Genomic DNA, 13,759 nt, shown 5'->3' with positions numbered 1-13,759 from the left:
TCCTTACTTTGAGGAAAACATCACAGCGCTATCATTGATCTCGTATTTATTGCCTTTGAGTAAGTTGATGATTTCGGCGCCGGCTAGTAACACAGGGCCGTAACCGTGCGCCGCATAGACGTTGATAGGGCGGTAGAAGTAGAATGCCGGGTCAAAAGCCATGCCAGTGCCTACGCAAGTTCCTTCCACCTGACCTTTGTCGTTTACCTTAGTGGCTACGGCATTCCAGGCTAGTAGTACCATAGGGCCATAGGCTTGCTTGTCAATCCAGCCTCTGTTAATGGCGCGGGCAATGGAGTAGGTATAGATAGCCGTGGCGGATGTTTCTAAATAAGAGTTGTTACGATCAATAAGCTGATGCCAGAAGCCTTCGCCGGCTTGGTAAGCCGCCAATCCTTTTACATGCGCACGTAATTGATCCACTACCTTTTGGTAACCCGGATGGTTCTGGGGCAGCACGTCTAACAATTCAACCAGCGTCATCACTGCCCAGCCGTTGGCCCGGGCCCAGTGGAATTGCGGGTGTGGGTCCATGCCTTGCACCCAGCCGTGCATGTAAAGGCCTTTCTCTTTGTTGAACATGCGCTCAGAGAACTGCACCACCTGCTTCACGGCATCATCATAGTAGCGTTGCTCGCCGGTGAGTTTTCCCATCTGTGCCAGAGCGGGCACGCTCATAAACAAGTCATCTAACCAAATGGTATTTGGCAATGGCCGGTTACGGGCTAAGGTGCCGTCCGGCAAACGGAATTCTTTGTTGCTGATGTAATCAAGATAGTTGTTGATGAGTGGACGCAGGTCTGATTTAACCAGATTAGCACGGGTCACCTTGATCATGGCGGCGGCCACAGCGCCGGCATCATCCAGCGCATGAGGCATCAACACCTGCCTCATTGGGGTCTCTAACTTGGGATTTTTCTGTAGCTCTTTGCGGTAGTAAGGAGCCAAGTCTGCTAAAAAGCTCAGCCGTTGAGTGGTGTAATTGGTGAAGCGCTGATCACCCGTGGCTTCACCGGCCAGCAACATGCCCGCGTACGTAACGCCCCATTCATAGCTGGTCAACCGGAAATCACCTTGTTCAATGGCAGAGTTCTCGTTGAGCTTTTTCATGTCAGTCACTTGCTTGCCTGTTTTTTTGTCTACTACCCGGGCCGGGGTAGCGGCATCTAAGTAGGAGTGGACCCGGTTCAAAACTTTGGTCACATCCTCTACTTTGGTGGTGCCATACGGAGTGGGGTAATCAGGCTGCATGGCATGCAGCGGCGTGGTCACGTCAGACACTTTCTTGGGTGTGGTCTGCGCATTTGTCGCCTGCCAGGTACCAGCCAGTGCCAGGACAAGGAATGCTTTTTTTGCTCCCAAGCTAAGCCAGGAAGGCGTTTGGGTAGTAGCTATATTTATTGCTTCTGATCTCATTGTATCTCTATTGTTTAATTTCTTCCTTTTTTCTCCTCCACAGAAGCCAGTTGCTTCCTGTTCTTCATCAGAGGGGGAGTTTTGTCTTCAAAGTAGAAACAAGTTTAGAATTAGCTATCCTGTACTGTCCGGTTGTAGTCACCAGAAAAGCAGACTTTATCGGATTATTCCTTGGAAGTAAGAGGTGAAAAAGAACAAAAAAGGGAGGAACTCTGCCAATAAGCAAAGACTCTCCCTTTCAATAGGATTAGCTGGGTTATTTTACCTGAACTTCAACTACAGCAGTGAGTTGGCGGGTGAGGTCCTCTACATACTTCTGGAAGGAAGCAGAATTCTTGAAAGCCTCATTGCTCAACTCCCATCCGCCCACGGCGTAGTAGGTCACGGGCTGGTTATCCCGCACTTTCATTTTAGCGAAATACCCTTGAGCCAAACGACCAGAGGTAGGTGCCTCTATATGGCCCTGGTAGGTGTCTTTGGGCAAGATAAGCGCAAGCCCGAGAATCCAATCTTTATTGTAGGTTTCACGGTCATGCGTCAGTAACACCACCCATTTGTCATCCACGTTAATTTCCTTAACCGGATCGGTTCTATCCAGGTTGTTCATCCCGATGAGTAAGTGTTCATCGCCTTTTAAGCCCAAAATTCGGGCGGTGTTCTGGTAGGCATACATGCCGGGCCAGATGGCAGGATTCTCTTCAACTGTGTAAGAGCGGGTGGTGCCATCGGGCTTCCAGTTGTTGTATTTCAAGTGCATCACAGATCGTACCGGCCCTTCGGTGAGAATGTTGAAGCTGGTGCTTTGCACGTTGTTTACAGAGTCATTTACCGTTACACCCAGGCGGTAGAGGCTATCCTTGATCATAAGCGCCAAACCGCCAATGCCGGCCGAGTTACCCACGGCCATAATATCCCGGCCCCAATCGGCCATTACGTGGTAATTGTCTTCCACGGCCCCAAAGGTGCTGATGCCCACTGTCTCAGGAGCCATGTACGACACCCGCTTCCCGAACAGGTCCTTGGCGTTGCGGCCGTCAAAGTAATGCCGGAAACCTACCTTGTCGTTTTCCCAGGAAGGACCATCGGTCTGGTAGGGTTGGTACCCGTAACCGGGGCTTTTAGGCAATTGGTTCGCGTAGGTGGTGTCGCTGGTTTTAGGTAGAACAGGCGTGGTGGCAGACGTACGCTTGCCAAACCGCACATTGGTACGGGCCACATAGGTTGGCTTGGTGTCAACCCAGGTGAGCTTGAGCGTTTGTTTGCCGTTGGCAGGAAGATTGGTGACGAAGAACAGCTCTTCCCAGTTTTTGTCTCCGTTCAGATCATCTATCTGAGTTGTCACTGTGTCGCCGTTCTGGGTAAGCAAAACCGGAAAAGCACCGGTAGCAGGCGGACTTTTCAACTTGTCCCGCTTAATGGAAATGGCCTTTTCTGTTAACGCAACAGAAGACTTATTGGTGAGCTCGATCTGCTGCTGGGTAGAAACACAGGACACCAGCGAACTACTGAAAGCGAAAAAGGAAAGTAGGAGGAGTTTTCTATCCATTGCCAAAAGGTATGTTTAAAGAAATGTAGTTTTCAGCCTTGTTTACTGAAAGCAGGTTAAAAACGATAGGCGAAGCACGAAGAAACCAGTTGCATCTGAAATGAGCAAGTATCCACTGGTGAAATGGATAAAACTAGTCTCTTCTAAATACGACCTGACGTGTAAAGATCATTTATACGACAACCTTCTTACCTAAAGGTATCATGGTAAGGCAAACCGCCCATCCTGCCGTGCCCTGCTTAAGGGGGAAATTGACTGACCTATAAGGCTTGCAGGATAGTGCAGGATAGAAGGGGAAGACAAAGTGATTACTTTTCGAGTGATTGAGTTATGGGGTAGGAGTTCGTGTTGGCTAAGTTTTATGACTACGTTTCACCAGTGTTCTCAAACTCCGCTGCTTTTAACAAACAGGCAGTCTTGGAGAACAACAGTATTTATGGACTGCTTTTTGTTATTCAGCCTTAAAACAGCTTCCCTGAGCAAAGACTTTTAAAACAAAAACAATGAAACCATTTACCCTTTTCAGCAAAGCGTTCCTTCTCTGCACCATCTTATTAGGCGGAGGGCAGGCGCTGGCGCAAAGGCAAATGGAATACCTGAACAGGGGCATCGTAGCGGTGGCCAAAGGCAGCGAAGGCGTGTATGTGAGCTGGCGGATGTTGGGCAACGAGCCAGACAACATCGCTTTCAATCTTTACCGAGCCACCGGCAAAAACAAAGCGGTGAAGCTGAACAAGCAGCCTATTACCCAAAGCACCAATCACCTGGATGCTTCTGCAAACCAGTCCCAGCCGAATACTTATTTTGTAAAACCGGTCCTGAACGGAAAAGAACAAGCCGCTTCTGAATCGGTCAAGGTGTGGGCACAGAATTTCCTTTCCATCCCATTAAAAACGCCTAAAGGTTATACACCCAATGATGCCTCGGTAGGTGACCTGGATGGTGATGGAGCGTACGAGATCATCTTACACCAGGCAGGACAAGGTCGGGATACACCCTCCAGAGGATTCACGGATGAGCCCATTTTTCAAGCCTATAAACTAGACGGCACCCTGCTCTGGACTATCAACTTGGGCAAAAACATCAGGGAAGGCGCCCATTACACCCAGTTTATCATCGTGGACATGGACGGTGACGGCAAAGCAGAGTTCGCCTGCAAAACCGCGGATGGTACCATTGATGGACTTGGAAATGTTATCGGTGACAAAACCAAAGACTGGCGCGATGCCAACGGGAAAATATTGCAAGGGCCTGAGTTCTTTACCGTTTTCAACGGCCAAACCGGAGCGGCCTTGGCCACGACGGATTACCTGCCGGGCCGTGGCGATTTAGGTGGCTGGGGCGGCGTGGGCGGCAATGGCGAAAATGACAACAACGGTAACCGGGCTGACCGGTTTGTGGCCGGCGCCGCGTACCTGGACGGTCAATTGCCCAGCGTACTTATGTGCAGGGGGTATTATGGCCGCAGCGTGATTGCCGCTTGGGATTACCGAAACGGCAAGCTTACCTCGCGGTGGGTTTTTGACTCAGAAAACGGAAAGAACCCTTATTCTGGCATGGGCAACCATGGGCTCAGTATCGCCGATGTAGATCAGGACGGCAAAGATGAGGTCATTTACGGGTCTATGGTGGTAGATGACAACGGCAAAGGACTGTTCACCACTGGCCTGCGCCACGGAGACGCTTTGCATGTGACTGATTTGGACACTTCCCGCCCAGGGCTGGAAGTATTTGGAATCCATGAAAACGAACACAGTACTTCGGGGCCAGGTGCCGCGCTATATGACGCAAAAACCGGAGAGATCTTATGGAAAGGTTTGGAAGGGCAGGATGTGGGCAGAGGCGTAGCCGCCGATATTGACCCTGCTAACCCCGGCGCCGAGATGTGGTTCTCCGGTTCCAACGGCTTGCTGAACCTGAAAGGCGAGAAAATAGGGGAGAGCCCGCGTTCTACGAACTTCGTGATCTGGTGGGACGGAGACCTTACCCGCGAGCTCCTGGATGGCAACCACATTGACAAATACAGAGGCGATCGCCTGCTTACCGCCGAGGGCTGTTCCTCTAACAACGGGACCAAGTCTACCCCCGCCTTGAGTGCTGATATTTTAGGCGACTGGCGGGAAGAAGTAATTTTCCGGACTACTGATAACCAGGAACTGCGCATCTTCACTACCACCATTCCCACTGCACACCGGTTGCCTACGCTCATGCATGATCCGCAGTACCGCATGGCCATTGCCTGGCAGAACGTAGCCTATAACCAACCGCCGCACCCGAGCTTTCATTTGGGAGAGGGTATGAAATTCTTCAAACGGACTCCCATTAAAATCATTACTTCTAAAAGAGCAAAAAACTAACCATGCAGCAAAAGAACTTACTGACGGCCCTCTTACTTTTTGTACTGGCAGGAGGCTTTCTGGCCAGCTTCACGCAAAAGACTAAACCTACGCTGTACATCATCGGGGATTCTACCGTGCGCAACACCAATGAGGGGTATGGCGGCTGGGGTACGTACATCGCTGAACTATTTGACACCACTAAAATATCGGTTAGCAACCAGGCCATGGCTGGCCGCAGTACCCGCACGTTTATTAAAGAGAAGCGTTGGGACAAAGTGATGTCTACCCTAAAGCCCGGCGATTTCGTGATCATGCAGTTTGGCCATAACGAAGGCAGCGTGCCAGACACCAGCAAAGCCGGTTACCGGGGCGTTTTAAGAGGAACCGGTGACGAAACCAAAGAACTTACCTGGAAAGACGGCGAAAAGGAAGTAGTGCAGACTTACGGCTGGTACCTGCGCAAATTTGTGCGGGAAGCCAAAGAAAAGGGCGCTACACCTATTATTGCTTCCATGATCCCGAGAAACCAATGGAAAGACGCCAAGGTGCCTCGCGCTAACAAAGATTTCGGGAAATGGGCTAAAGAAACTGCCCAGGCAGAGAACATCCTGTTCATAGACCTGAATGAAATTACGGCTCAGAAATATGAGAAGATGGGCCCTGAGCAGGTAAAGACCTTGTTCCCTACGGATCATACGCACACCAACCCAGAAGGAGCCCGCATCAACGCTGCCTCTGTGGTGGAAGGCCTGAAAATGAACAAGAAACATCCTTTGAATAAGTATCTGAAGAAAAAGAAATCTTAAGGTCTTTCCTGAAGATTCCGTATCTCTATTGCTTTCATTAACTCATCATCAAAATGCCTACAATGCCACACCACCTGATTAAAAGAAGTCCAGTTCTTTGCCTGCTATTTTTAGGTCTGCTGTTTTCTGTTTCCTGCGCGGTTATGAAAAACAACGGGCAAAAGCCCACCCTGTTTTTGATAGGGGATTCTACCGTGAAGAACGGCAGAGGTGACGGTGGCGGGGGCTTGTGGGGCTGGGGCAGCTTTCTGGGGCAGCATTTTGACACCACCAGAATAAAGGTAGAGAACCATGCCCTGGGAGGCACTAGCAGCCGCACTTTCCGTACCCAGGGCCACTGGGACAAAGTACTGCCAAAGGTGAAAGCGGGAGACTTTGTGATGATCCAGTTCGGGCACAATGACAGCAGTCCTGTAAATGATACGCTCCGCGCCCGCGGAACCATCAAAAACAACAGCGAAGAAACCCAGGAGATAGACAACCTCATTACCAAAAAACACGAGGTGGTGCATTCCTACGGTTGGTACCTCCGCCAGTTCATCTCTGAAATTCAGGCCAAAGGAGCCACGGCCATTGTGTTGTCTCCGGTGCCCAGAAATACCTGGAAAGATGGTAAAGCTAACCGCAATGCCCTGGATTACGGAAAGTGGGCTTCTGAGGCCGCAGCCCAGAAGAACGCGCCTTTCATTGACCTGAACCAACTTATTGCCGACCGCTATGAAAAAGAAGGAGAGGAGAAGGTACGGAGTACTTATTTTAACACCAAAGACCACACCCACACCATTGAAGAAGGCGCCAGAGTGAACGCCGAAGTAGTAGTGGAAGGCATCAGGAAGAATAAGAAACTGGAGCTGAATAAGTATCTCCTGAAATCTTCCAGAACAGCTGGTCTTTAAGCAAGAAAAGCTATAGTGGTAAAAAGCTTGTTTGAAAGCTTATTTTGCCAAAACAGCTTTAAAGTAAGCTTTCAGTCTTTGTGAAGTTTATAGAATCTTGATTTAATTTAATAGCGGCACTACTACTTGGTATTCACCAACTACAAACGTTTACAAGCAATTTTTATAAAACAGCCTTAAAATGACAAACAGAATTATCTTACTGAGAAGCTTCTGCCTGTTCAGTTTCATCCTCATATTTAGTGTGGCGCAGGCCAAACCTGAAAAGTTACCTTCCAAGAAAAAGATCCTGAAAACCCTTCGGCTCACCAACGACTACTTCATGCAGAAGTGGCCCGATCCGGGGAAAGAAATTGTCACTAATAAAACCCGTCCCAGCAATATCTGGACTCGTGGGATCTACTACATTGGCCTCATGGAACTGTATCGCACAGACCCGCAGCAGCGCTATTATGATTATGCAGTAGATTGGGGCCAGAAACACAAATGGGGCCTGACAGGTGGTGACCATATACGCCATGCGGACTACCAGACCGCCGGTCAGACGTACATTGACCTGTATAAAATAGATCCGAAGCCAGAGCGCATTCGTTCTATCAAAGCCTCCATGGACAACATGGTGAACAGCACGAAAGTAGATGACTGGGATTGGATTGACGCCCTTATGATGGCGATGCCCTTGTACACCCAGTTAGCACAGGTTTACCCGGAAAGTGCCGACAGCTACTACAAAAAGATGCACGAAATGTATCTGGCTACTAAAAACCAGATTGGCGGGGGGCTATACAATCAGGAACACGGCCTATGGTGGAGAGATAAAGATTTTGTGCCGCCGATGAAATCGCCAAACGGGAAAGATATCTACTGGTCCAGAGGAAATGGCTGGGTAGTAGGTGCGCTGGTACGGGTGATGAGCATGTTGCCGAAAGACCACCCCAACTACCAGGAGTATCAGAAAACGTACCTGGAAATGATGAAGGCCCTTGTACCGCTTCAGCGGGAAGATGGCTTCTGGAACGTGAGCTTACATGACCCGAATCATTTCGGCGGGAAAGAAACCTCCGGCACCGCCTTGTTTACCTATGGCATGGCCTGGGGCGTGAACAATGGCCTCTTGGATAAGAAAGTATATACCCCCATTATCGCCAAGGCCTGGAACGCCATGACCAAAGAAGCGGTGCATCCAAACGGTTTCCTGGGCTACCTGCAAGGCACGGGCAAAGAACCAAAAGATAGTCAGCCGGTAAGCTACACCAGCAAACCAGATTTCGAGGATTATGGTCTGGGCTGCTTCCTGCTGGCCGGCACCGAGATAATGAAAATGAAATAAGCTTTGCTTTGAAAGAGAACCAGAGAACCACTTATCAAAAGTGGTTCTCTTTATACATATCCTTTACTTACAGGTATCTCGCTCTGTAGGATGCTTCCAAATCAGGTTTGATTCAACTCCAATTAGCATGTTAAAAGGTATTAGCCTGCACGGGCTTTGTTTAGCACTTCTGGTCTTCGGTAGCACTGCTGCTTCTGCTCAAAAGACTTCGTTCAAGTTTGATTTTGGTAGCGGGAAAGTTGCCAAGGGCTACACGGGGGTCACCGCCAAGAATATCTATTCAGAAGAAAAAGGGTACGGGTTTGATCCTGCTACGCCGGTCACTGACGTGAACAGGGGAGGGAAAGATCTGCTGAAAAGCGACTTCGTGACAAGTGAGAAGCCTTTTTACTTTTCAGTAGATGTGCCAGAAGGCAATTACAAGGTGACCGTCACGCTGGGCGACAAGATATCAAAAACCGCCACTACTGTAAAGGCAGAATCACGGCGCCTGATGCTAGAGAACATCCAAACCAAGACGGGTGAGTTCGTGACCAAAACGTTTATCGTCAATATCAAGGACCGCAAGATAGACGCGTCCAGAACGGTGGGGCTGAAACCACGGGAATTGACTAAACTGGATTGGGACAACAAACTCACCCTGGAGTTTGGCCTACAGCCCGCCTTGAATGCCATTGAGATCACCAAAGTAGAAGACCAGATTACCGTCTTCTTGGCCGGTAATTCCACAGTGGTGAACCAGAACGAAGAGCCTTGGGCTTCCTGGGGACAGATGATTCCGCGTTTCTTCAAACCCGGCGTAGCCATTGCGAACCACGCCGAGTCTGGCTTGTCTTTGGGCAGCTTTATTGGCAGCAGGCGGCTGGATAAAATCCTGAGCGTGATCAAACCGGGTGACTATGTATTCGTGGAGTTCGGGCATAACGACGAAAAGGAAAAAGGCCCGAATGATGGCCCGTACAAATCATATTCAGAGCGGCTGCGGGTGTTTGCCAAAGAAGTAAAGCAGAAGGGTGCGCAGCTGGTCATCCTCACACCTACGGCACGTAGGTCCTTTAAAGAGGGAGTTATGACCAACTCGCACGGCGATTACCCAGACGCGGCCAAGAAGGTAGCTCTAGAAGAGAATGTGCCTCTTATTGACCTTACAACTCAGACCACTGCCATGTACGAGGCGCTTGGCGAGGAAGGATCTAAGAAAGCGTTCGTGATCTACCCGGAGCTGAACCTGAACGATAACACACATTTCAATACGTACGGCGCTTACCAGATTGCCAAGATTGTAGCCGAGGGAATCAAAGCCAACAAACTAAAACTGGCTGATTACATGGTGGAGATGCCCGCCTTTGATCCCAAAAAGCCAGATGCTTTCCAGAGCTTCAACTGGCCACCCAGTCCAGCCTCCAGTATGGTGAAACCAGATGGAAACTAAGAGCAGATTCATTCCTGTAACCAACTGATTCCATGGGTACGCTAAGACAATTCCTGTTGCTCCTTCTTGTCTTGATTTCCCTGCAAGTTTCTGCGGCGGAGCAGTACAATGTGCGTACATACGGCGCCTCGGGAGACGGAAAGACGCTTGATTCAGACGCTATCAACAAAGCCATTGAAGCCGCTGCTAAACAGGGAGGCGGTACAGTGTTCTTCCCGGCTGGAACGTACCTGAGCTATTCTATCCGGTTGAAAAGCCACATCAGCCTGTACCTGGACCAGGGAGCAACTATTCTGGCAGCAGAGCCTAAGGGCGACGTAGGCTATGATGCCCCGGAACCCGCCGTCAATGATAAATACCAAGACTTTGGCCATAGCCATTGGCGCAACAGTTTGATCTGGGGAGAAAACCTGGAGGATATTTCCATTCTTGGCCCCGGCACCATCTACGGCAAAGGCTTGACCAGAGGTGGTCCATACCGGGCACCCATCGGGAACAAAGCCATTGCCTTGAAGCTGTGCCGCAACGTGATCTTAAAAGACTTTACCATTCTGTACGGCGGACATTTCGGGATATTAGCCACAGGAGTAGACAACCTCACCGTTGATAATCTCAAGATGGACACGAACCGCGATGGTATTGACGTAGATGCCTGTAAGAACGTGCGCATCTCCAACTGTACCATCAACTCGCCCTGGGATGATGCTATCTGCCTTAAAAGTTCCTATGCCTTGGGCTATGCGCGGGCTACCGAAAACGTGACCATCACCAACTGCCAGGTCAGCGGCTTTGACCGGGGCACGCTTTACAATGGCACCTACCTCCGCAATGAACCGCACCTGGTGCCCGACCACGAAGGGCCCACCGGCCGAATTAAGTTCGGCACCGAGTCTAACGGAGGGTTCAAGAACATCACTATCTCTAACTGTGTGTTTGACTATTGCCGCGGCTTAGCGCTGGAAACCGTAGACGGTGGCTTGCTGGAAGACGTGACCATCACCAACGTCACCATGCGCGACCTTATCAATTCGCCTTTGTTCCTAAGATTAGGCGCCAGAATGCGAGGACCGGAAGGTACGCCGGTGGGTAAATTGCGCCGCATTACCATCAGTAACCTGAACGTGTACAATGCAGACTCACACTTTTCTTCTTTGATTACCGGTTTGCCGGACCATCCTATTGAGGACATCACCTTGAAAGACATCCGGATTTACTACCGGCCTATGGATTCAGCGGCTACGCAGATTCCCAAGATGGTTCCTGAAAATGAGAAAGTGTACCCTGAACCCGCTAAGTTTGGGATCATTCCGGCGTATGGGTTCTTTATTCGGCACGCCAAAAACGTGTACTTAGACAATGTGGAACTCTGGTTTTTAGGCAAGGAAACGCGTCCGGCCTTTATTTTAGATGATGTGGATGGTATTGAGTTAAACAACGTGGAAGCTCAGAAAGCCGAAAAAGCACCCTTGCTCATGCTCAAGAATGTCACGGATATTAGTGTCTCCGGAAGTGCTTCCCTGAAGAACATGAAGAAGAAAAAAGTCAAAGAGAAACATTTTTAAGCAATCATTTATACTATACTCATCCTCCTGAAAACTACCCTAGCACAACCCACATGAGAAGCACATTCAGCTTTATTTTACTTTTGATTTCCCTCGTTTCCTGCACCGTTTCTAAAAAACAGGCGGCAAACGAGGAGGTATATTTATTCTCGTACTTTAAAGGAAACGGAGACGGTCTGCACCTGGCTTACAGCTTAGATGGCTATCAATGGCAGGCGCTTAAGAATGATTCTATCTTCCTGAAGCCAACCGCCGGCAAGGATAAACTCATGCGGGACCCTTGCATCATCAGGGGAGGTGACGGCAAGTTTCACATGGTCTGGACAGTGAGCTGGAACGAGAAAGGCATAGGGTACTCCAGTTCAGAAGATTTGCTGCATTGGTCTGAGCAGAAATTTGTGCCCGTGATGGCGCATGAACCCAAAGCCCGTAACACCTGGGCCCCCGAGATCACCTATGACAACCGCACCAAAGAATACATGATTTACTGGGCTACCACCATCACGGGCCTTTACCCCGAGACCCAGTCAGAGAAAGATGCCGGGTACAACCACCGCATGTACTACACCACAACGAAAGACTTCAAAAGCTTCAGCCCCACCAAACTGCTGTATGAACCGGGCTTTAACGTCATTGATGCCACCATTGTGCAGGACGGTAAGCGCTATGTGATGTTCCTTAAAGACGAGACCCGGGAACCGGCGCAGAAAAACCTGAAAGTAGCTTACAGCAAAAAACTAACCGGGCCCTACACCGCCGCCGGTGCACCCATTACCGGTAAATACTGGGCTGAAGGCCCCACAACTTTAAGACTCGGAAATAAATGGATTGTCTACTTTGACAAATATACCGAGCATGCGATGGGCGCCGTGCAGTCTGAAGACCTCAAGAACTGGGAAGACATCTCAGATAAGATCTCCTTCCCCAAGGGCATGCGCCACGGCACTATCTTTAAAGTAACCACCGCAGAATTCAAGAAGTTAAGGAAATAGACTGGAAAATTCTGCAGTGCTATTCTTATCCACAAGTTCCTTTCAACCTCTATAAACTGTACCAGGCAAAGATGAGACAGTTTGTAGAGGTTTTTGTTTTTTGCCTTGGAAACAGGTGAAAAACAAGGTCTTCCCATCAAAATAACTATCTTCTTCTGCACTGTAGGTAGTTAATAAGTGACCAATCACGTGCATTCCATTACCAAAAAGCCAAACCTCCTTCTTTAAAATACTTGCATAAAATTGTCTGTTTGGCATGACAGTACAGGATAGTGTTTAACTGACATCATTCTATCTTGAGACATCATTCATTCTAGACCCACGTTATGCAGGCAATTCTTGGCGTTATTTTCCACTTTATTGGCGGTTTCGCCTCCGGCAGTTTTTACATTCCTTATAAAAAAGTTAGAGATTGGGCCTGGGAGTCCTACTGGATTGTAGGCGGTATTTTCTCCTGGTTGATTGCCCCCATAGTAGCCGCTTATCTTACCGTGCCTGATTTCATGGGCATCATCAGCAGTACTGACAACACTACTGTTATGTGGACCTACTTGATGGGTTTGTTCTGGGGTATTGGTGGACTCACCTTCGGATTGGGGATGCGTTACTTAGGGGTTTCCCTGGGTATGTCCTTCATCTTGGGCTTTTCTTCGGCCTTTGGGGCGCTGGTTCCACCTATTTATAGAGACATTGTTGGAACAGACGGAGGAGAGACCTTCTCTGGTATGTTGGCCAGCACCGGTGGGCAGGTAGTGCTTCTCGGGATTTTCCTTTGCCTGGTGGGGATAGCAGTCTGCGGAAAGGCCGGAACCATGAAAGAAAAGGAAATGACCACTGAGCAGAAAGCGGTAGGGGTTAAAGAATTCGACATCAAGAAAGGTTTTACAGTAGGGATTATCTCGGGCATCCTGAGTGCCTGCTTTAACTATGGCATTGAAGCTGGGAAACCTATGGCGGTAGCGGCGGTAGAGAACGGAGGCAATCCGCTGTTCCAGAACAACGTCACATTTGTGGTGATTCTGTGGGGTGGTCTTACCACCAACTTCATTTGGTGCATGATTTTGAACGCCAGAAACAAAACCTTTGGTGATTACACGAAGAAAAGCGCTCCATTGCTTAGAAACTACATGTTCTCGGCGTTGGCGGGAGTAACCTGGTTTTTGCAGTTCTTCTTCTACGGCATGGGTGAAAGCAAACTGGGCAACGGTGCCAGTTCCTGGATCCTGCACATGGCCTTCATCATCCTGATTTCCAACGTGTGGGGTATGGCTCTGGGCGAGTGGAAAGGCGTACAGCGCAAAACCTTTCAAACCATTTTGGCTGGCGTGGCTGTCATCATGCTCTCCATTGTGGTAGTAGGCATCGGGAACTCGCTGTAAATTATGGGCGCGTTTAGAGCCTGATTTTATAAAAATAAACGTAAAGCAAGCGCCTGTCCTT

General features: G+C 49.3%; 11 protein-coding genes. 8 read left to right on the top strand and 3 right to left on the bottom strand.

From position 1 onward, the window contains the following. Positions 1 to 3: 3 nt before the first annotated feature. Together DC20_RS01115 and DC20_RS01110 are read right to left on the bottom strand one after the other, a co-directional pair. On the bottom strand, positions 4 to 1,416 hold the full coding sequence (locus tag DC20_RS01115) for a glycoside hydrolase family 88/105 protein (protein ID WP_083470202.1): 1,413 nt from the start codon (positions 1,414 to 1,416) through the stop codon (positions 4 to 6). Between the two features lie 256 nt (positions 1,417 to 1,672). Next, complete coding sequence (locus tag DC20_RS01110; RefSeq protein WP_062542144.1) at positions 1,673 to 2,962, bottom strand: DUF4861 domain-containing protein; 1,290 nt, start codon at positions 2,960 to 2,962, stop codon at positions 1,673 to 1,675. Between the two features lie 503 nt (positions 2,963 to 3,465). Here DC20_RS01110 and DC20_RS01105 point away from each other — a divergent pair. The 7 genes from DC20_RS01105 (at position 3,466) to DC20_RS01075 (ending at position 12,319) form a co-directional block, all read left to right on the top strand. Next, the gene (locus DC20_RS01105) at positions 3,466 to 5,319 is read left to right on the top strand and encodes a rhamnogalacturonan lyase (protein WP_062542143.1); all 1,854 of its coding nucleotides are present in this window, start codon (positions 3,466 to 3,468) and stop codon (positions 5,317 to 5,319) included. Positions 5,320 to 5,321: 2 nt separating this feature from the next. Further along, entirely contained in the window at positions 5,322 to 6,107 is a 786-nt protein-coding gene (locus tag DC20_RS01100) for a rhamnogalacturonan acetylesterase (protein WP_083470201.1), read from the top strand. 53 nt (positions 6,108 to 6,160) lie between these two features. Then, positions 6,161 to 7,003, top strand: a complete 843-nt coding sequence (locus tag DC20_RS01095; protein ID WP_083470200.1) for a rhamnogalacturonan acetylesterase — start codon at positions 6,161 to 6,163, stop codon at positions 7,001 to 7,003. Between the two features lie 181 nt (positions 7,004 to 7,184). Continuing rightward, positions 7,185 to 8,333, top strand: a complete 1,149-nt coding sequence (locus DC20_RS01090) for a glycoside hydrolase family 88/105 protein (RefSeq protein ID WP_062542141.1) — start codon at positions 7,185 to 7,187, stop codon at positions 8,331 to 8,333. 127 nt (positions 8,334 to 8,460) lie between these two features. Beyond that, positions 8,461 to 9,765 (top strand): rhamnogalacturonan acetylesterase, encoded by a 1,305-nt coding sequence (locus DC20_RS01085; RefSeq protein WP_062542140.1) that lies wholly within the window; start codon positions 8,461 to 8,463, stop codon positions 9,763 to 9,765. Positions 9,766 to 9,797: 32 nt separating this feature from the next. Continuing rightward, positions 9,798 to 11,327 (top strand): rhamnogalacturonidase, encoded by a 1,530-nt coding sequence (locus DC20_RS01080; protein WP_062542139.1) that lies wholly within the window; start codon positions 9,798 to 9,800, stop codon positions 11,325 to 11,327. Positions 11,328 to 11,380: 53 nt separating this feature from the next. Continuing rightward, entirely contained in the window at positions 11,381 to 12,319 is a 939-nt protein-coding gene (locus tag DC20_RS01075; RefSeq protein WP_062542138.1) for a glycoside hydrolase family 43 protein, read from the top strand. 42 nt (positions 12,320 to 12,361) lie between these two features. Here DC20_RS01075 and DC20_RS01070 read toward each other — a convergent pair whose 3' ends face one another. Further along, a complete protein-coding gene (locus DC20_RS01070; RefSeq protein ID WP_062542137.1) occupies positions 12,362 to 12,577 on the bottom strand; it encodes a hypothetical protein in 216 nt (71 codons plus the stop codon). A gap of 68 nt (positions 12,578 to 12,645) precedes the next feature. On the opposite strand from DC20_RS01070, the gene rhaT reads away from it, so the two are divergent. After that, complete coding sequence (gene rhaT, locus DC20_RS01065; RefSeq protein ID WP_062542136.1) at positions 12,646 to 13,698, top strand: L-rhamnose/proton symporter RhaT; 1,053 nt, start codon at positions 12,646 to 12,648, stop codon at positions 13,696 to 13,698. The last annotated feature ends 61 nt before the right edge of the window (positions 13,699 to 13,759 follow it).

Source organism: Rufibacter tibetensis (genome assembly GCF_001310085.1).
Lineage (GTDB): Bacteria > Bacteroidota > Bacteroidia > Cytophagales > Hymenobacteraceae > Nibribacter > Nibribacter tibetensis.
This window is presented reverse-complemented; position numbering and strand designations above follow the sequence as displayed.